The organism is Xanthomarina arctica, assembly GCF_014638915.1.
Classification (GTDB): Bacteria; Bacteroidota; Bacteroidia; order Flavobacteriales; family Flavobacteriaceae; genus Xanthomarina; species Xanthomarina arctica.
This window is the reverse complement of the sequence record NZ_BMFQ01000001.1, coordinates 1,299,031-1,317,765: the sequence shown is the minus strand read 5'-3', so window position 1 is coordinate 1,317,765 and position 18,735 is coordinate 1,299,031. Positions and strand designations below refer to the sequence as shown.

The window sequence follows — 18,735 nt, the reverse complement described above, 5'->3', positions numbered from 1 at the left end:
CTGCCTTAACTTTTTTATTCATTATAAAGCTAAAGAGTTTTAAACTTTTATCTTTGACATATAATGCCAAAACCATGAATAAGAAAGTTATTTTAATGATACTTGACGGTTGGGGGAAATCTCCAGACCCAAAAGTATCTGCCATAGACAATGCCTATACTCCTTTTATAGATTCACTTTATTCCAAATATCCAAATGCCAGTTTAAGAACAGATGGTTTACATGTAGGCTTACCAGAAGGACAAATGGGAAATAGCGAAGTTGGACACATGAATTTAGGTGCTGGCCGCATAGTCTATCAAGATTTAGTTAGGATAAATCTTGCTGTAAAGAATAACACCTTAGCTCAAGAACCTGCTTTAATTGCCGCTTTTAATTATGCGAAAATCAATAATAAGCCCATTCATTTTTTAGGTTTACTAAGCGATGGTGGGGTACATTCTCACATCAATCATTTAAAAGGGTTAATTTCTGCTGCAGAAACATCAGGTGTCGAAGAATCTTATATTCATGCATTTACAGATGGTCGCGATGTAGACCCAAAATCAGGTTACGGTTTTGTTTCACATTTGGAAGAATTTATAATTAACTCTCCAACAAAATTAGCCACAATTACTGGGCGTTATTACGCCATGGATAGAGACAAACGTTGGGAACGCATAAAATTAACCTATGATGCTTTGGTACATGGTACTGGAGCGCATTCTAAAAATGCTTTAAAATCTATTCAAGATAGTTACGACAATGAGGTTACGGACGAATTTATCAAACCAATTATTATGGTTGATGATAATAATCAACCTGTAGCAAAAATAAAAGATGGTGACGTCGTAATCTTTTTCAACTTTAGAACAGATCGAGGCAGACAACTTACAGAAGCCTTGACCCAGCAAGATTTTCATGAACAAAATATGCACAAATTAAGTTTATATTATGTAACCTTGACTAATTACGATGAAACCTATAACAACATACACGTTGTTTATAATAAAGACAACCTTACCGATACCTTAGGTGAAGTTCTAGAAAAACATCATAAAACGCAAATCAGAATTGCAGAAACAGAAAAATATCCACATGTTACTTTTTTCTTTTCTGGAGGAAGAGAAGCTGCTTTTAATGGGGAAACACGTCTATTACGTCATTCACCAAAAGTAGCTACTTACGATTTAAAACCAGAAATGAGTGCTTTTGAATTAACAGATGCTTTAATCCCGGAACTTAAAAAAGGGCAGGTAGATTTTGTATGTTTAAACTTTGCTAATGGTGACATGGTTGGACATACAGGTGTTATGAGTGCTGCCATAAAAGCTTGTGAAGCAGTAGATATTTGTGTAAAAAATGTGGTGACAACTGCCTTGGAAAATAATTATACAACTATTTTAATTGCAGATCACGGTAATTGCGAAACCATGATAAATCCAGATGGCTCGCCAAATACAGCACATACCACGAATCCAGTTCCAGTTATTTTAATCGATAAGGATTTAAAGGCTATAAAAGATGGTGTTTTAGGTGATATTGCGCCAACTATTTTAAAACTTATGGGAATTGAGCAACCAGAAAAAATGACACAACATTCGTTAGTCTAAAACTATAAATTACGTATTTTTGACACCAACTTTAAGGTATGAATTTTAACGATAAACTTATTCTTGCTATAGATTTTGATGGAACCATCGTTGATGATGCTTACCCGAAAATTGGCAGACCTAAACTTTTTGCTTTCGAAACTTTAAAACGCTTACAACAAGATGGTCATCGATTAATTCTATGGACTTACAGAAGTGATGTTAGGCTCCAAGAAGCTGTTGACTTTTGCCAAGACAATGGATTAAATTTTTATGCCGTAAATAGAAGTTTTCCCGAAGAAGAATTTGATTCTTCAAAAAGTAGAAAAATCCATGCCGATTTATTTATAGACGATCGAAATATTGGTGGTTTTATTGGTTGGGGAGAAGTATACCAAATATTGTCTAATCCAAACTACAACCCTCTTAAACTAGAAAAAAAGAAAGGTTTCTTTTATTTTTTTAGAAGATAAAATATAAAAAGCCACGAATTCATCGTTTTAAAAAAAGTGAATTCGTGGCTTATTTTTTTACAATAAATTAATACCCTATTAATTCAAAATAGGTTCTATCGATCGATTCTCGATGATCTGGATGAGCAATATTAACTAAGGATTTTACTCGCTCTTTGATTGTTTTCCCATACAGATTTGCAATACCATATTCCGTAACCACATAGTGAACATGCGATCGAGTTGTAACAACGCCAGCTCCAGGTTTTAATGTTGGAACAATTCTACTAATTCCAGATTTTGTTGTAGAAGGCAAAGCTATAATTGCTTTCCCTCCATCACTTAACGAGGCACCACGAATAAAATCTATTTGTCCCCCAACACCAGAATACATGTGTGCTCCAATAGAATCTGCACAAACCTGTCCGGTAACATCCACTTCAATAGCAGAATTTATAGCCACCATTTTAGGGTTTTGCTTAATTATAGACACATTATTTGTATAATTTGAAGCTCTCATTTCAATAAATGGGTTATCATCTACATAATCATATAAACGTTTTGTACCCATTAAAAATGTGGTTAAAGCTCTACCTCTATTGATGCCTTTATAATTCCCATTAATAACATTATTTAAAATTAAATCGATTACCCCATCGGAAAACATTTCTGTATGCAGTCCTAGATCTTTGTGATTAATTAGTCGGGATAAAACGGCATTTGGAATATTTCCAATCCCCATTTGCAACGTACTTCTGTCTTCAATTAAACCAGCTACCAGATTCCCTATTTTACTTTCTATCTCTGTTGGCTCGCACATTGCGTGAATTGGCAAAGGTTCATCGCATTCAACAAATGAATTAATTTCTGAAACATGAATAATTCCAGCTCCATGCGTTCTTGGCATTTGCTTGTTTACTTGAGCAATTACAAAATCGGCATTATCAATTGCTGCCAATGTAGCTTCTACCGAAACTCCCAATGAGCAATATCCATGTCTATCTGGAACTGATACATGTATCAAAGCTACCTGTAAATCGATTATATTTCTCTTAAAAAGAAGAGGTAATTCACTTAAAAAAACGGGCGTATAAGAACCGTTTCCAGCTTTAAGCGTGTGTCTCACATTTTTTCCTATAAAAAAAGAATTCACATGAAAACTATCTTTAAATTCTGGATTGGCATAAGGTGCGTCTCCTTCGGTATGTAACTGGCATATTTCGACATTTCGCAATTCTTCGTGTCTTGCTGTCAAGGCTCGAATTAAAACTTGTGGTACTGCAGCAGCAGCTTGAATATATACTTTACTATCTGACTTTATAACTTTTACGGCATCTTCTGCGCTTATAGAATTGTACATCATGTTTATTTAGAGTACAAAAATATTATATAAATATCACCTAAAGACTGTCAAAAGTCATGTTTCAGAAAAAAGAATTCCATTTAATTTTAAGTATCTTTGCACATATTTTTTTAAGAATGATTATAGTTAAAACAAAAGAAGAAATTGAATTAATGCGTGAAAGCGCCTTAGTTGTTTCAAGAACTTTAGGGATGCTTGCCAAAGAGGTGAAACCTGGTGTTACCACTTTACAGTTGGATAAATTAGCCGAAGAATATATTAGAGAGCAAGGAGCTATTCCTGGTTTTTTGGGTTTATATGATTTCCCAAATACACTTTGTATGAGTCCAAATTCTCAAATAGTTCATGGATTTCCAACAAACGAACCTTTAAAAGAGGGAGATATTATTTCCATTGATTGTGGTGCGATTAAGAACGAGTATTATGGCGATCATGCTTATACTTTTGCTGTAGGTGAAATTGCTCCTGAAATCCAAAAATTATTAGACGTAACTAAAGAATCTTTATATTTAGGAATTCGCGAACTTAAAGTTGGCAACCGTGTTGGAGATGTTGGTTATGCTATTCAGAAGTTTTGTGAAGATCATGGTTACGGAGTTGTTAGAGAACTTGTTGGACATGGTTTAGGAAAGAAAATGCATGAAGATCCAGAGATGCCAAACTATGGTAAGCGTGGTCGTGGTAAAAAGTTTATAGACGGAATGGTTGTTGCCATCGAACCTATGATAAATATGGGAACGCATAGAATTAAGCAACATAGAGATGGTTGGACAATTACGACTTTAGATAATAAACCAAGTGCACATTTTGAACATGATGTAGCGATATTAGATGGTAAACCAGAATTACTTTCAACCTTTGCTTACGTTTATGAGGCTTTAGGGATAGTATCTAATGAGGAAGATGAGTTTCGTCAGAAGGCTTTAGTGCTTTAAAAAATTACGCTGAGATTCACTAATTAAAACTGAATACATTATTCCTTTTTTTTGACACGAATTCCACTAATTATGACTTCATTAATATATAAAGAAGAAGCTTACAAAATAATTGGGATATGTATGGAAGTCCATAATCAATTAGGAAAAGGTTTTAATGAAATTGTTTATGCCGATGCTTTAGAAATTGAATTTATGGACCATAATATTTTATATTCACGTGAAAAAAAATATGGAATTGTTACAAAGGAAATTTACTTCCACATAAATACAAAGCAGACTTTATTATTGATGATAAAATAGTCCTGGAATTAAAAGCAATTGAATGTTTAAATTCATCACATGTAAAACAAACTTTAAATTATTTAGCTGTATCAAAATTAAAGCTTGGTCTCCTTATTAATTTTGGAGAAGAAAGTTTAAAATATAAACGAATCGTTCTTTAAATGATTCGTGATAATTCGTGAAATTCGTGTCAAAAAAACTTTTCAAAAAAATCCTAAACACAGTCCCAAGACCCTTACTTATTAGATTAAGCTATGTGGCAAGCCCTATATTAACTTTATTTTTAAGAGGAAATACATTTACAGACCCTATTGACGGAAAAGGATTTAAAAGTTTTTTACCTTATGGTTATGGCAATCAACGAAACAACGTGCTTTCTCCTTCTACGTTAAGTTTAGAAAGACATCGCTTGTTATGGTTATATCTTAATAATGAAACTAATTTCTTTTCTGAAAAATTAAAAGTTTTACATTTTGCTCCTGAACAATGCTTTTTAAAACGCTTCAGAAAGCTTAAAAACTTAGAATATACCACTACCGATTTACTTTCACCAATTGCTGATGTAAAAGCAGATATTTGCGACCTTCCTTTTGAAGACAATAGCTATGATGTGATACTCTGCAACCATGTATTAGAACACATTCCTGATGATACTAAGGCAATGCAAGAATTATACAGAGTGATGAAACCTGGTGGTTATGGTATTTTTCAGATTCCCCAAGATTTGAAACGCGCTGAAACTTTTGAAGACGATTCTATTACAGATAGAGAGAAACGTGCTAAGATTTTTGGTCAATATGATCACGTTAGAATCTACGGTCGTGATTATTTTGATAAACTGCGAAGTATAGGTTTTAAAGTGGATGAAGTAGATTATACTGCTAAACTTCCAAAAGAAGATATTGAAAAATACTGTTTAGCTAAAGGTGAAATTATACCCGTAGTTTATAAATAAACCTCTATGGATTTAAAATTTATAGGATTAGACATTAGAATGTAATTCTATTCTGGGAATAGATTGTCATTCTGAATGAGGCACGAAGAGGAATCTCAATATTATAAGATTTCTCGTCTCTCGTACCTCATTCTGTTGAAATTACAAGGTTTCAACCTTAAATTTTAAAGTAAAAAAAATAGATTCTATGATACAACAACACATAATTATAACAGGTGCTATTTTCGGCATGTTATCTGTAATATTTGGCGCTTTTGGAGCGCATGCATTAAAGAAAATTTTATCTACAGATCAATTACATAGTTTTGAAACTGGTGTAAAGTATCAGATGTATCATGCTATTTTATTAGTTGCTTTGGGTTTCAATGCTGAAAGCATCTCCTCAGCAATATATTGGTGTTTTACTATTGGAATTGTATTATTTTCTTTTAGTATTTATGGTTTGGTAATATCTGATGCTAAAGGCAAGAAACTTCGATTTTTAGGACCTATCACGCCAATAGGTGGATTACTTTTAGTAATAGGATGGTTGTTGTTATTGATTCATGCTTTTTAGAAGGAAACTTCCGCCAAAAATTTATTGCTTCACTATTTTATGAGTAAATACGCTTCCATTACTAAATACTTTTACTAAATACAAACCATCAGTTAAACTGGAAACATGAAGCGTTGTTGCATTGCTTACCATAACCTGTTGCCCTAATAAGTTATAAACTTCAACTTTTTCAATTGTAAAATTAGTTTGAATGTGTAACTCATTTTGCACTGGATTAGGGTATAGACTTACTAAATCACGTTGAAATTCTGGTGTTGACAAAGCACCATCTTGAACGGTAAGATCAAACCATGAAGAACCTCCTCTATTAGCAGGATCATCGTTCCATACTTGGATATAGTAAAACATATTTGGTGTCACAGGAATATCGTTTAGTTGTGTACCACATGCGTTTTCCACTAGATTTAGATTGTCACAATCAGCAAATGCACTATTAGAATCCCATAATTGCGCATAAAAACCTGCTTGTATAATAACATCAATAGTTGTATTACTTTCCGAATTAAAAGCAAACCAAACATCTTTTCTATTATCGATATCATCACAACTAGGTGTTTGTAAAGAGGTCGTAGCAAATTCATTATTTGCTGTTATTAGCTCTCCTAAGGTTAAAAAGTTAATAGTGTATCCGCAATCATCATTTGAATTAACTCCACAAAAATTTTCCACTTCAAAATTACTATTACAGCCAGGGGCATTATTTTCAAAAATTCCTGGCAACATAACACCCTCTTCTATATTACTATCTATAAAAAAACAGACTGAATCTGTACTACAAATTGATAAATTTGGATTGTTCCTTATTATTAAACCATCATCATTATAACTCCCAGCAAAGATGGCGCTTATATCGGTTAAGTTTTGATTGCCTTCTATATATAAATAATCATCAAAGCCACTATTAAAAAGACCATTTAAACTTGCAAGATTATCATTGTTAGAAATACGAACTGTTTCACCATAAATTTCGTCAAGACCTGTTAAATCAATAAGACTATCATTATTAGAAATGCTAGTATATTCTCCTGCAGCATAATTTTCTAATCCATATAAATTTAAAAGTGCATCATTGTTTTCAATATAAAAATAAGTAAGAGGAGAAAATATATTTGGAGCACCTTCAACACTAAGCAACATTGGATTATTACTAATACTAAAGGAACTTTCAAAACCTGATTGGCTGTTCAAATTTTCTAATCCATCTAAAGTTAATAAGGACCCATTGTTAGTTATGCTAAATGAAGTTCCTGTCCCTTCAACATAGCGGATCAGGATATTAGAATTTAAACCCATTGTATTTTGTAATACTAAGGTAGGACCAATCCCAAAACTAGTACATGATACTAATTGATTAAGTCCACTTAAATCGGTTATATCATCTCCAGAAATTGAAAAAGCATTAACTTCTGTACAATTTGGGTAATCTATAGACAGAGCGTCTATTTCCGACTGAGAAGTAAATATCCCTCCTGTTGGAGGACACTGACTAAAACCTACTATTGGGAGTATTAAAATGAAAAGTAATAATTGTTTCATAACATGCATTTGCAACAAATTACACAAAATATCTCAATTATCTATAAAACAACGCGATCCAAAAATCTAAATAGAATCTATTTGGTTTTTGAAACTCTAAAAGCAACCTTAAAAAGGCTTAAAAATTACTGTATTAAACTTCTAACTTTCAGGAAACCCATTTAAGGAAACGGTTTCAAATTCATTGTTTTCATTTTCATAAATTAAAAACACTTTAAGTTCTGGATGTGTTTTTAAAAACTCTTTTACTGTTTCCACGCCCATGGCTTTAAAGGCCGTTGCATAGGCATCTGCAGTCATACAATCTTTGGCTAGAACAGAAATACTCAACAAATTAGTTTTACTAGGATAACCTGTTTTTGTATCGATAATGTGAGAATATTTATTTCCGTTTTCATCAGTTTTATACTTTCTATATGTACCGGAAGTTGCCATGGCTTCGTCATGTAAAGAAATCGCCTTTAAAATGGATTGCGTACCATCAAAATGTGGTTCCTCAACACCAACTTTCCATGCAGATTTCTTCTCTATATTCTTTCCTCTAGCTCTAATTTCGCCACCAATTTCAACTAAATAATTATGAATGTTTTTACTCTCCAGAAATAAGCCAATAACATCTACGCCATAACCTTTGGCAATGGCATTAAAATCTATAAATGTATTTGGGTTTTGCTTTTGAATAGTAAGATTTGTTCTACTTAATTTATCCAGTCCAACACTAAGCATCAAACTATCTATTTTAAGGTTATCTAAGCTCTCTATTTTTCCTTCGGGACCAAAATCCCATGCATTAACCACAGCTCCAATAGTAGGATCGAAAACACCTTGAGTTTCTTTATAAATATCTTTAGAAGCATCGAAAACAGTTACAAAATGTGAATCTATGTTAAAAGCCAGATTTCTATTTATTTTTGAAATATCAGAATCTGGTTGATAAGTTGACATGGATAAATTAATAACATGAAACAAGCTATCAAATTGCTTTTGGTAATTTATTTCAGAATCATAAATCACGGAAAAGCCTGTCCCAAAAACTTCTCCTGATAATTTGGTGTTTTTGGGTTCTTGTTCGCAGGAAAAAAATAGAAAAAACACAAGTATTAATAATGTGAAATATTGAGATTTCTCGCTAAACTCGAAATGACAAACATTCTTTTTTCTTTTATCTTTCATCTATATTCTAATTCAAATTAGTTTCAAGAACCTGAATCCCGTTATATTCAATTAAATATTCTTCGTTTAAATAAATGGGTAACTCCTCACCTTCTGGATTGCCTAAGCCAACTCCGGCGTACAACACTTTAGCATCTTTATCTGTGGCGTGTTTTTTAAAAGATTCCATCCAAACGATATCGTAATTATTTGGATTTTCTGGAAGAATCACAGCTTTAACAATAACAAAAAAGTATTGTTTTGTTTTGTCCATGCATACAAACTGTGGATGCCTTTTTAATTTACTATTGACTGCTATAAACTCGAACCCACGTTTTTCTAAATCTTTGCCTACATGGTTCATAGCTAGATTATGTAATTCTTGCTCTGAAAGTGCTTTTTTCATATTGCAAAATTACTAAATTATTGGTAAGCCTTGTCCATCTAGATTGGTATTACTTAAAAATTAGCCATTATTTTTAATTTTTTTAAGTGATGAACAAAAAAAAACCCAACACATGCGTGTTGGGTTTTTTTATTAAAATTAGAGTAGTTTATTGCTTAACTATCTTTTTAGTCATTTTCTTAGAACCACTTTGAATTTCTAATAAATACATCCCTGAAGTTACTGCTTCAAGATTAATTGTTTTAGTAAATACAGATGCATTATTGGTGTAAGCTTGTGTAAATATAATACGCCCTCTTACATCGTATAATGTTAAATTAACATTATTGTTAGAACTTAACTGAATAGTTATTTCACTTGTCGCCGGATTAGGATATAGGCTAAATGATTCAAACTCATTTTCAGTAATGCTTAATGAAGCATTTAAAGGTCCAAAGTAGAAATCACCATTAACACCATTAAAGTTAGCTTGTAAAGTGACATTTGCACCAAATGCACCAACAATTGCTCCAGAGATTTCAACTACTGTACCAGCTACTTCTCTAATAATATATAGGTCAGCTCTTACTTTGCCTGTAGCAGCTTCCCATCCTGCAATTTCTGCTTCAGTAAAGTAGAAAGTCCCAGACACATCTCCAGACACATTTGCATTGTCTGTCGTTATTCTAAACGCTTTATCCATAACATACTCTGCTGGCTGTGGGTTTTCAAATAATTGAGCTCCCGTTCCTGCGCGCATTACAGAAATATCTGTACATCCATAATCAAAAGTATCATTATTTTGCACACTTGCCATAATGTTACCATTTGCACTGTCATAAGCATAAGCAGTACCCATACCATTTAAACTCATTTGCGCTGAAGTTCCAGTATTTACTGCTGTTTGTATCGTGACGCTCATTACAGAACTAACTTCTACATCATCAATAGACAACCAGTCTTGATCTGAACAATCCCAATGTCTAAACGCTATATAAACAGTTGATTCCCCTGCAAAAGAAGATAAATCTAATGTTCTATTATATGACGATCCAGTATCAGTAGGATCATTATATGTTTCCGTAAATGAGATTGGAGAAGCTAATAAAGCAGCTTGTGTATTGGTAGTAGCTGCATAAACTGAATACTTCTCTAAATCCCAAGCTGCTGCTGCTGCTTGAACTTTCCAAGAAAGTGTTACTGTACCTGTTGCATCTCCTAAATTAACGGCTGGTGTTATTGCCCAATTATCTGGAAATAAAGGATTAACTGTCCAAGATCTAGAAATCATAGACACCGGAGAAACTGCAGTACCTCCAGCATTAGTAACTTGAAATATATCTCCCCAATTACTTGAATCTCCATCTGCATCAATAAGTGTCCAATCGGATATGTCTTGATCATTAAAATCATCACTAAAATAAACAACATTAGAACTTGTACCAACTGCCACATTATCATCTATTAAAGTAATAGAAATAGCATTTGCTCCTGGGTTTAATTGTGCATCACTGCTTCCAGAAAGTGCCATAGAAATATTTATAGTTTCATCACCTTCAACAAAACCATCGTTATATACACGTAAAGTTAAATCTTGTGAAGCAGTTGCGCCATTTGCAAAAGTAACACTAGAGTTTACTAGTTCGTAATCGAACATATTAGTTGCAGAGCCACCGTCTACATTAAATGTAATTGTAGCTGTTCCAGTAGGAGCTTCTGTAATATTAATAGCAAAATTATAATCTGTAAAATCACAGCCAGTAGCTTCGTACATATTACTATTTACACTTCCAAAACCAATAAATGGTGCAGCAGTTTGACAACCAACAGAAGCGTTTAGTTCCATACGTCTAGGAGAATTTTCCATAACGGTTACCATTCTTGCTTTTTGATCGGCAGTAAACGTATCCATACAATAATCATAAGAATAATCCATATAATTTTGATATTGATCTGCTGAACTACAATGTGTTACAGCTACGCAATTATAATTTGCAGTATTAGAATCTGGAGTATCATCACAATAATCACCATTTCCACCACAAGAGGAAGTATCACCCCAAATATGACGTAAGCCTAACCAGTGACCTACTTCGTGGGTCATTGTTCTTCCTAAATTATAACTTCCGTTTATAACAAAACTTCCATCATTAGCCTCAATAGTTCCAAAGGCATCATAGCCGGCAACTACACCATCTGTAGCAGCCGCTCCACCTGAAAGACCACCTAAACCAGATCCAGAAGGAAATTGCGCATAACCTAATAAACCACTTAATCCTGGATCTATAGGGTCATTTAAAGAATTCCCACCTGGTTTAATAGACCACATATTCATATACTTAGTAGGATCCCATTGGGTTGCTGCTTTCATTTGCTGTACATCCGTTCTAATTTCCCAATCATCCGTAACACTTGGTGTTTGGTTGTTCGAATAAGGACTAATGTTATGGCGTACTATCCCTGAAGTAAAATTCCCATCAGGATCTTGTTGTGCTAAACAGAAATTAATTTCAACATCTACAGCTACACCAGTGGTATTTTCACCACCATTGGTTCCTGCCATTCTACGATAATCTTCATTCAATACGGCAATTTGAGATATAGCTTGAGCATCTGATATGTTTTCACTATAGGATCCATTTGTATTAATAGCTTTACCATCATGAATAACATGCACTACTACAGGTATATTATACACAACCTGTGTGCTTCTTCCGGCAGCTTTATCTGCTCTCATTTTTAAAATTTTTGGTGCTATCCACTGTTCAAATTGCTCTGCAGTTAATCTAGTTGGGTCGTTCGCAAGAAGGATTTCTTCATTTTCAACAGTTAAACATCTTGCATAACCTGTTTCTTCCATTCCCTTTTGAGTTTCAGGAGTTACCTGAAAATCTGCTCGTTGGCTACTTGCTAAACTTAATGTCTTTGCAGTAGTATTAATACCTTTTTTATTAGGCTGTTGCGCTTGAATTCCGTTAGAGGAAATAAATGCTATCCCCAGACATAATAAAGCTTTAAAGTAATTCTTTTTCATGTTTATCTATTTTTATTTAAGGTTCCGAATATAATTCATTTTTGGTAAAAATTAAACACCAAAAATGTTAAACCTCTTATAAATTATCCATAATTTATCAGTATTAATTCAGGTAAAACAAAAAATGCTCCTATGGTTATAGGAGCATTTTTTATTAAAAGACTAATTATTATACCATTAGCCTCCAAAGTCATCAAATCTAATATGCTCATCTGGAATTCCAAAGTCTTCACCCATTTTTTGAACTGCTTTATTCATTAAAGGAGGTCCACAGAAATATAATTCTATATCTTCTGGTGTTTCATGCAGATTTAAATAGTTGTCGATAACACAATTGTGAATAAACCCTACAAATCCATCTCCAGGAGCATCAATATTCTCTTTTACTTTCCAATTATCTTCAGGAGCAGGCTCCGATAAAGCTAAGTAGAATTTAAAGTTAGGGAAGTCTTTTTCTAATTCACGGAAATGCTCTAAGTAAAACAACTCACGCTTAGAACGACCACCATACCAATAAGTTACTTTTCTTCCTGTTTTTAAGGTTCTGAATAAGTGATATAAGTGTGAACGCATTGGTGCCATTCCTGCACCTCCACCAACATATAACATCTCACTTTCTGATTCATTAATGAAGAATTCTCCATAAGGTCCAGAAATTATTACTTTGTCACCTTTTTTCTGATTGAAAATATAAGATGATGCGATACCTGGATTCAAATCTGCCCAACCACCTTTAGCGCGATCAAAAGGAGGAGTTGCAATACGTACATTTAACATAATTTCACGTCCTTCTGCAGGATAAGAAGCCATAGAATAAGCACGCTCAACAACTTCTGTATTCTTCATTACTAAAGGCCAAAGTTTAAACTTGTCCCATTCTGCTTGAAATTTATCAGGTGTTTCGTGTTCTTCTGGATGTGCTGTTATGTCCATATCTTCGAACTTTACAGTACACTCAGGAATTTCTATTTGAATATAACCTCCAGCTTTGTAACCCATATCTTCAGGTATCTCTACAACAAATTCCTTAATAAATGAGGCAACATTATAATTTCTTACAACAGTTGCTTCCCATTTTTTAATTCCGAAAACTTCTTCTGGAATGGTTATTTCCATGTCTTGTTTTACTTTTACCTGACAAGATAAACGTGCACCATGTTGTAATTCTTTACGTGTAAAGTGAGGCGTTTCTGTAGGAAGTGCTTCACCTCCACCAGATAATACATGACATTCACATTGGATACATGTTCCACCACCACCACAAGCCGATGGTAAAAATATTTTTTCTGAACTCAAGGTGGATAATAAACTTCCACCAGATGATACCTCTATTGTCTTTTCTCCATTGATAGTAATTTTTACTGGACCAGATGGGGATAATTTTTGTTTTACCACTAATAACAACGCAACTAATAACAATGTAATTATTAAGAAAGCGACTACTGTTATTATGATTGTTCCTAAGGTACCTGCTGCTAATACTATCATGTTACTCTTTTATTGTGTTGTTAGCTAATGTTTTGTCTTCGTTAATAGACATGTCATTTTCGTCTTCAATATTATCATCTTCAACTAGTGTTTCTACATTAGTTTCTGATTGTTCAATAACCTCCACAGTTTCGATTTCAGCAGAAACTTCATCATCTCCTCCAGTTAGCATACCACCAAAACTCATAAAACCAATAGCCATTAAACCTGTAATAATAAATGTAATTCCTAAGCCTCTTAAAGGAGCAGGAACATTTGAATATCTAATTTTCTCGCGAATAGCCGCAATTGCAAGAATGGCTAAAAACCATCCAATACCAGAACCAATTCCGTAAGTTGTTGCTAAACCTAAAGTAGCAATTTCTCGAGATTGCATAAATAATGATCCTCCTAAGATGGCACAGTTTACAGCAATAAGCGGTAAGAAAATACCAAGTGAATTATATAATGACGGTGAAAACTTCTCAACAATTATTTCTACTAACTGTACCATAGTTGCAATGGTAGCAATAAACATAATAAAAGATAAGAAACTTAAATCGTAATCTGCATACTCAGGTCCTAGCCATACTAAAGCTCCTGGTTGCAATAAATACTGATCTAACAACCAGTTTAAAGGTACTGTTATAGCTAATACAAAAATAACTGCAGCACCTAGACCTACAGCTGTTTTTACTTTTTTAGATACAGCAAGGTAAGAACACATTCCCAGGAATACTGAAAATACCATGTTATCTATAAATATCGATTTGAAAAATAATTCTATATGTTCCATATTCTTTTAGTTTTCAGTCGCAGTCTCAGTTAACAGTATATACTGTAATTTGTGACTGAACACTGTTTACTTATTAGTCTTCTATTAATGCTTTATTTCTACTACGTTGTACCCAAATAATAATACCTACAACTATTAACGCCATTGGTGGCATAATCATAAATCCATTATTTTCGTAACCAGTTGAGTACAATCCAGTTTTTGCTATTGGGTCTCCTAATACAGGAAATCCAAATAAGGTTCCAGAACCTAATAATTCTCTAAAGAATCCAACAATAATTAAAATAACACCATATCCTAAAGCGTTTCCTATTCCATCAAGAAAAGAACGCCAAGGACCATTTCCTAAAGCAAAAGCTTCAAAACGTCCCATAATGATACAGTTAGTAATAATTAATCCCACAAATACAGAAAGTGTTTTACTTAGTTCGTAAGCAAAAGCTTTTAGCACTAAATCTACTATAATTACTAAAGTAGCAACTACAATAAGTTGTACGATAATTCTAATTTTAGAAGGAATAATATTTCGCATTAATGAAATAACTACGTTACCCATTCCAAGAACAAATATTACTGAGATGGCCATAACTAATGACGCTTTTAGTTCTGCAGTAATTGCTAAAGCGGAACAAATACCAAGAACTTGAATAGTAATTGGGTTATCGTCTGCTAAAGGATCTATTATTAATTTGGCATCTTTTTTTGATAAAAGTCCCATAGTTTAATTATTTTTTAAGTTTTTAAAATAAGGCACGTATAGTTTCAGTTCGCTTTTTAGCATGGCAGAAACACCATCACCAGTAATAGTAGCACCTGCAATGGCATCTACTTCATTATCAGTTTTGTCTATATTTAAAGGATCTGCATTACCTTTTGCAACAGCAATCCCTTTAAATTTCCCATCATGCATTAAGTCTTCTCCAATAAAATCGTCCATAAAGAAACGTTTATTGATGTTTGCTCCAAGACCAGCAGTTTCTCCTTTATGATCGAAAAACACACCTTGTACAACCAAATTGTCATCCAAAGCTACGTAAGCCCAAATAGCATCCCAAAGACCTTTACCTCTTATTGGAACAATATAGAACGTCTGTCCTTCTTTTTCTCCAATAAATAAAGGCAATCTTCTTTCTTCGCCAGCTTTTGCTCTTGTTTGCTCTTTTTTAACATCTATTAAATAAGCTTTATTATCTTCAGTAACATTATCACCTTGAATAACTAATTGCTCTGTTATATACTCTGAAAATAATTTTGGTGCTTCTTGGGTAGATACAAAAATAGCATTGCTATCGTCATTTTCATTAACTCCCATAGCATACAAAATATTTTGTTGCATTTCCAATTCTCTATTAGTAGTAATTCTATCCTTTAAAGATGAAGAAGCATAAGCTAATAAGGAACCAACTACTAATACCATTCCTATGGCAAAAATAATGGTGTATGAATTTTTATCTGTTCTCTTTTCCATAGTTAGGCATTTTTAACTTTAAGACGTTTCATTCTTTGTTTCACATTTCCTTGAACCACATAATGATCGATAGTTGGTGCAAATACGTTCATTAACAGAATAGCTAACATAACACCTTCTGGATAGGCTGGATTAAAGACACGAATCATGATAGACAAAAATCCTATTAAGAAACCATAAATCCATTTTCCTTTATTTGTTTGAGATGCTGTAACTGGATCTGTTGCCATAAAAACAGTTCCAAAAGCAAAACCACCAATAATTAGATGTTGCCAAAAAGGTGTACTCATTAATCCGAAAAACTTACTTCCTTCCGTTATAACCTCAGCATTGACAAGACCATTAAAAATAAGTCCCATAGTGATAGCTCCAACTACTGAAGATAGCATGATTCTCCAGCTTCCTATTTTAGTAAAGATCAAGAATAACCCACCTAATATGATGAGTATGGTTGATGTTTCTCCAATAGAACCAGGAATAAACCCTAAGAACATATCCATAATATCGTGGCCAACTGCTTTGCCTTGTGCTAAAGTCCCTAGAATAGTTTCTCCTGAAACAGCATCTAATTTTTCACCTGCGGCAATTAATTGATCTCTTTCAACAGCTCCTTCAATCCAAACTTTATCTCCAGACATCCAAGTTGGATAAGCAAAGAATAAAAAGGCTCTAATAGTTAAAGCCGGATTTAAGATATTCATTCCAGTACCACCAAATACTTCTTTTCCAATAACAACACCAAATGCAACTGCAACAGCTAACATCCAAAGTGGTGTATCTATAGGAACAATAAGAGGCACTAACATACCGGTTACTAAATATCCTTCTTCTACTTCGTGTTTTTTAACGATAGCGAATAAAAATTCGATCCCTAAACCTACTCCGTAAGAAACAATTAGTAGAGGTAATATTTTTATTATCCCAATGTAAAAAGCGTCCCACGATAAAAATTCCACTGGCGTACCGAAAGCTTCAAAATGCTGATACCCTGCATTGAATATTCCAAATATCAAACATGGAACCATAGCCATAATAACTATGTTCATGGTACGTTTTAAATCGTCTGCTACTTTAATATGAGTTCCATTATGTGTGGTCTCATTTGGCAAGTATAAAAAAGTATGTAGAGCGTTAAACGCTGGAGCCATCTTGGTTCCTTTATACTTTTCTTTTAAATTATGTAATGTGTTTTTTAAACCCATGGTTATATAATTATCCTATTTCTTTAATCATTACGTCTAAACCTCTTCTAATAATATCTTGATGTGGTTGCTTAGACACACAAACAAATTCTGTTAGAGCAAAATCCTCAGGTGCAACCTCGTACATCCCTAAAGCTTCCATTTCGTCTAAATCGCTATACATGCAAGCTTTTAGTATTTGTAACGGATAAATATCTAAAGGAAATACTTGTTCGTAATTACCTGTTAACACAAAATTTCTATGTTCCCCATTTGTGTTGGTATCTAATTCGAATTTCTTATTTGGTGTTAACCAAGAAAAAGTTAGTGCTCTTGAGGTCGATATTTTATTAAATACAGGTTTGTTCCATCCAAACAATTCATAATCGTCTCCTTCTGGAATTACTGTAATAATATTGCTGTAATAATCTAAATTACCATCTGGTTTTATTTGTTTTCCACTTAAAACATTTCCAGAGATAATACGATCGTTACTATCTTTTTCTATCCCGTTATCGTAAACCATGGTTGCAATTTCGCTACCAATTTTGGTTTTAAAATATCTTGGTTTTTTTATTGAAGAACCAGCCATTGCAACAATACGTTCTGCATTGAATTTACCGGTTAACAGTAATTCTCCAATAATAACTAGATCTTGAGCGCTTATTGTCCAAACAACTTCGCCTTTATTTACAGGATCTATTTTGTTAATCTGTGTTCCAACATTCCCAGAAGGATGTGGACCAGAAACTTTATGTAAAGTAATTCCTGATAAACCAGCTAATGGTGAAGAACCATCTTTAGCTACAGACACATGTACTTGACCTTCGGTTAATTTACCTAATGCTAAAACGGCTGCCTGAAGTTCTGCTTCTTTTCCTTTTAAAGTATAATCTAAATCTGCAGCTAAAGGAGCTGATGCATAAGCCGAAATAAAAATAGCCTTTGGTGCTTTGTTTGGATTTGCAATAACATCATAAGGACGTTGCTTTACAAATGGCCAACAACCAGCTTCTAATAAACGGGCTTTAATAGCTTCAGCATTCGCAGAATTTACATCAAGTTTTCCAAAATCTTGAAAAACCTGCTCTTTATCTGCCTGAATTCTAATAGCTAATAATTTTCTTTTCTCACCACGCAAGACCTCTAAAACTTCGCCAGAAACAGGAGAAGCAAATTTTACAGCTTCATTGGATTTATCATAAAAAACAGCTTCTCCTGCTTTTACTTTAGCTCCAACTTTTACTAACAATTTAGGATTAACTCCATGGAAATCTTCTGGCCTTAAGGTACAGTAGTTACTGATTATCGCGTTTTCAGTTGATTTTTCAGCTTCACCTTTAAGTTTAATATCCAGACCTTTTTTAATCTTAATGTCGTTTGACATATTTATAAATCTATTTGTTAATAGTAAGTGTGATTCAGATTTTCAATGTTATTAAAAATCGGTGCAAATCTACGAAATTAAACATCATTTAATAGTACACTTTACTGAACTTTGCTATTTATATTTATTCTAAATAAAAAATATTTAGACAATAAATCATACACGAATTTATGCTAATGTTCTTTTTAATTAGCCCTGTAAAACAACAAAGC

The 18,735-nt window shown here is 33.4% G+C and carries 16 protein-coding genes and 1 pseudogene; 6 read left to right on the top strand and 11 right to left on the bottom strand.

All coding sequences use genetic code 11. The features are described from left to right. Positions 1-74 precede the first annotated feature (74 nt). Both gpmI and IEV77_RS05665 read left to right on the top strand, forming a co-directional pair. Positions 75-1,592 (top strand): 2,3-bisphosphoglycerate-independent phosphoglycerate mutase, encoded by a 1,518-nt coding sequence (gpmI, locus tag IEV77_RS05670; protein ID WP_188462659.1) that lies wholly within the window; start codon positions 75-77, stop codon positions 1,590-1,592. A gap of 38 nt (positions 1,593-1,630) precedes the next feature. Beyond that, positions 1,631-2,044 carry a BT0820 family HAD-type phosphatase gene (locus tag IEV77_RS05665; protein WP_188462657.1) on the top strand — a complete coding sequence of 138 codons (414 nt, stop codon included), beginning with the start codon at positions 1,631-1,633 and terminating at the stop codon, positions 2,042-2,044. A 67-nt stretch (positions 2,045-2,111) separates the two neighbouring features. Here IEV77_RS05665 and IEV77_RS05660 read toward each other — a convergent pair whose 3' ends face one another. Continuing rightward, positions 2,112-3,383 carry an acetyl-CoA hydrolase/transferase family protein gene (locus IEV77_RS05660; RefSeq protein ID WP_373282325.1) on the bottom strand — a complete coding sequence of 424 codons (1,272 nt, stop codon included), beginning with the start codon at positions 3,381-3,383 and terminating at the stop codon, positions 2,112-2,114. A gap of 119 nt (positions 3,384-3,502) precedes the next feature. Here IEV77_RS05660 and map point away from each other — a divergent pair, with 119 nt between their 5' ends. From map to IEV77_RS05640, 4 genes and pseudogenes are all read left to right on the top strand, one after another. Continuing rightward, complete coding sequence (map, locus tag IEV77_RS05655) at positions 3,503-4,321, top strand: type I methionyl aminopeptidase (protein ID WP_188462653.1); 819 nt, start codon at positions 3,503-3,505, stop codon at positions 4,319-4,321. A gap of 72 nt (positions 4,322-4,393) precedes the next feature. Then, positions 4,394-4,767 (top strand): annotated as a pseudogene (locus IEV77_RS17605) (GxxExxY protein). Between the two features lie 26 nt (positions 4,768-4,793). Next, positions 4,794-5,561, top strand: coding sequence for a class I SAM-dependent methyltransferase (locus IEV77_RS05645; RefSeq protein ID WP_188462651.1), 768 nt, complete (start codon positions 4,794-4,796; stop codon positions 5,559-5,561). 187 nt (positions 5,562-5,748) lie between these two features. Continuing rightward, a complete protein-coding gene (locus IEV77_RS05640) occupies positions 5,749-6,117 on the top strand; it encodes a DUF423 domain-containing protein (protein WP_188462649.1) in 369 nt (122 codons plus the stop codon). A gap of 21 nt (positions 6,118-6,138) precedes the next feature. On the opposite strand, the gene IEV77_RS05635 is transcribed toward IEV77_RS05640, so the two are convergent. The 10 genes from IEV77_RS05635 to IEV77_RS05590 all read right to left on the bottom strand — a co-directional run bounded on the left by IEV77_RS05635 (position 6,139) and on the right by IEV77_RS05590 (position 18,523). Continuing rightward, positions 6,139-7,653, bottom strand: coding sequence for a T9SS type A sorting domain-containing protein (locus tag IEV77_RS05635; RefSeq protein WP_188462646.1), 1,515 nt, complete (start codon positions 7,651-7,653; stop codon positions 6,139-6,141). A gap of 141 nt (positions 7,654-7,794) precedes the next feature. Continuing rightward, entirely contained in the window at positions 7,795-8,826 is a 1,032-nt protein-coding gene (locus tag IEV77_RS05630; RefSeq protein ID WP_188462644.1) for an FAD:protein FMN transferase, read from the bottom strand. A gap of 7 nt (positions 8,827-8,833) precedes the next feature. Continuing rightward, positions 8,834-9,211 carry a DUF8840 domain-containing protein gene (locus tag IEV77_RS05625; RefSeq protein ID WP_188462642.1) on the bottom strand — a complete coding sequence of 126 codons (378 nt, stop codon included), beginning with the start codon at positions 9,209-9,211 and terminating at the stop codon, positions 8,834-8,836. 148 nt (positions 9,212-9,359) lie between these two features. Beyond that, positions 9,360-12,224, bottom strand: coding sequence for a T9SS type A sorting domain-containing protein (locus tag IEV77_RS05620; protein ID WP_188462640.1), 2,865 nt, complete (start codon positions 12,222-12,224; stop codon positions 9,360-9,362). 177 nt (positions 12,225-12,401) lie between these two features. Beyond that, positions 12,402-13,709 (bottom strand): NADH:ubiquinone reductase (Na(+)-transporting) subunit F, encoded by a 1,308-nt coding sequence (gene nqrF / locus IEV77_RS05615; RefSeq protein ID WP_188462997.1) that lies wholly within the window; start codon positions 13,707-13,709, stop codon positions 12,402-12,404. A 4-nt stretch (positions 13,710-13,713) separates the two neighbouring features. Then, positions 13,714-14,487: an NADH:ubiquinone reductase (Na(+)-transporting) subunit E gene (gene nqrE / locus IEV77_RS05610; RefSeq protein WP_188462638.1), complete on the bottom strand. Its 774-nt coding sequence runs from the start codon at positions 14,485-14,487 to the stop codon at positions 13,714-13,716. 73 nt (positions 14,488-14,560) lie between these two features. After that, on the bottom strand, positions 14,561-15,205 hold the full coding sequence (locus IEV77_RS05605) for an NADH:ubiquinone reductase (Na(+)-transporting) subunit D (RefSeq protein ID WP_188462636.1): 645 nt from the start codon (positions 15,203-15,205) through the stop codon (positions 14,561-14,563). 3 nt (positions 15,206-15,208) lie between these two features. Next, positions 15,209-15,955, bottom strand: coding sequence for a Na(+)-translocating NADH-quinone reductase subunit C (locus IEV77_RS05600; protein ID WP_188462634.1), 747 nt, complete (start codon positions 15,953-15,955; stop codon positions 15,209-15,211). A gap of 2 nt (positions 15,956-15,957) precedes the next feature. Continuing rightward, a complete protein-coding gene (locus tag IEV77_RS05595) occupies positions 15,958-17,157 on the bottom strand; it encodes an NADH:ubiquinone reductase (Na(+)-transporting) subunit B (protein WP_188462632.1) in 1,200 nt (399 codons plus the stop codon). A gap of 10 nt (positions 17,158-17,167) precedes the next feature. Continuing rightward, on the bottom strand, positions 17,168-18,523 hold the full coding sequence (locus IEV77_RS05590) for a Na(+)-translocating NADH-quinone reductase subunit A (protein WP_188462630.1): 1,356 nt from the start codon (positions 18,521-18,523) through the stop codon (positions 17,168-17,170). Positions 18,524-18,735 lie beyond the last annotated feature (212 nt).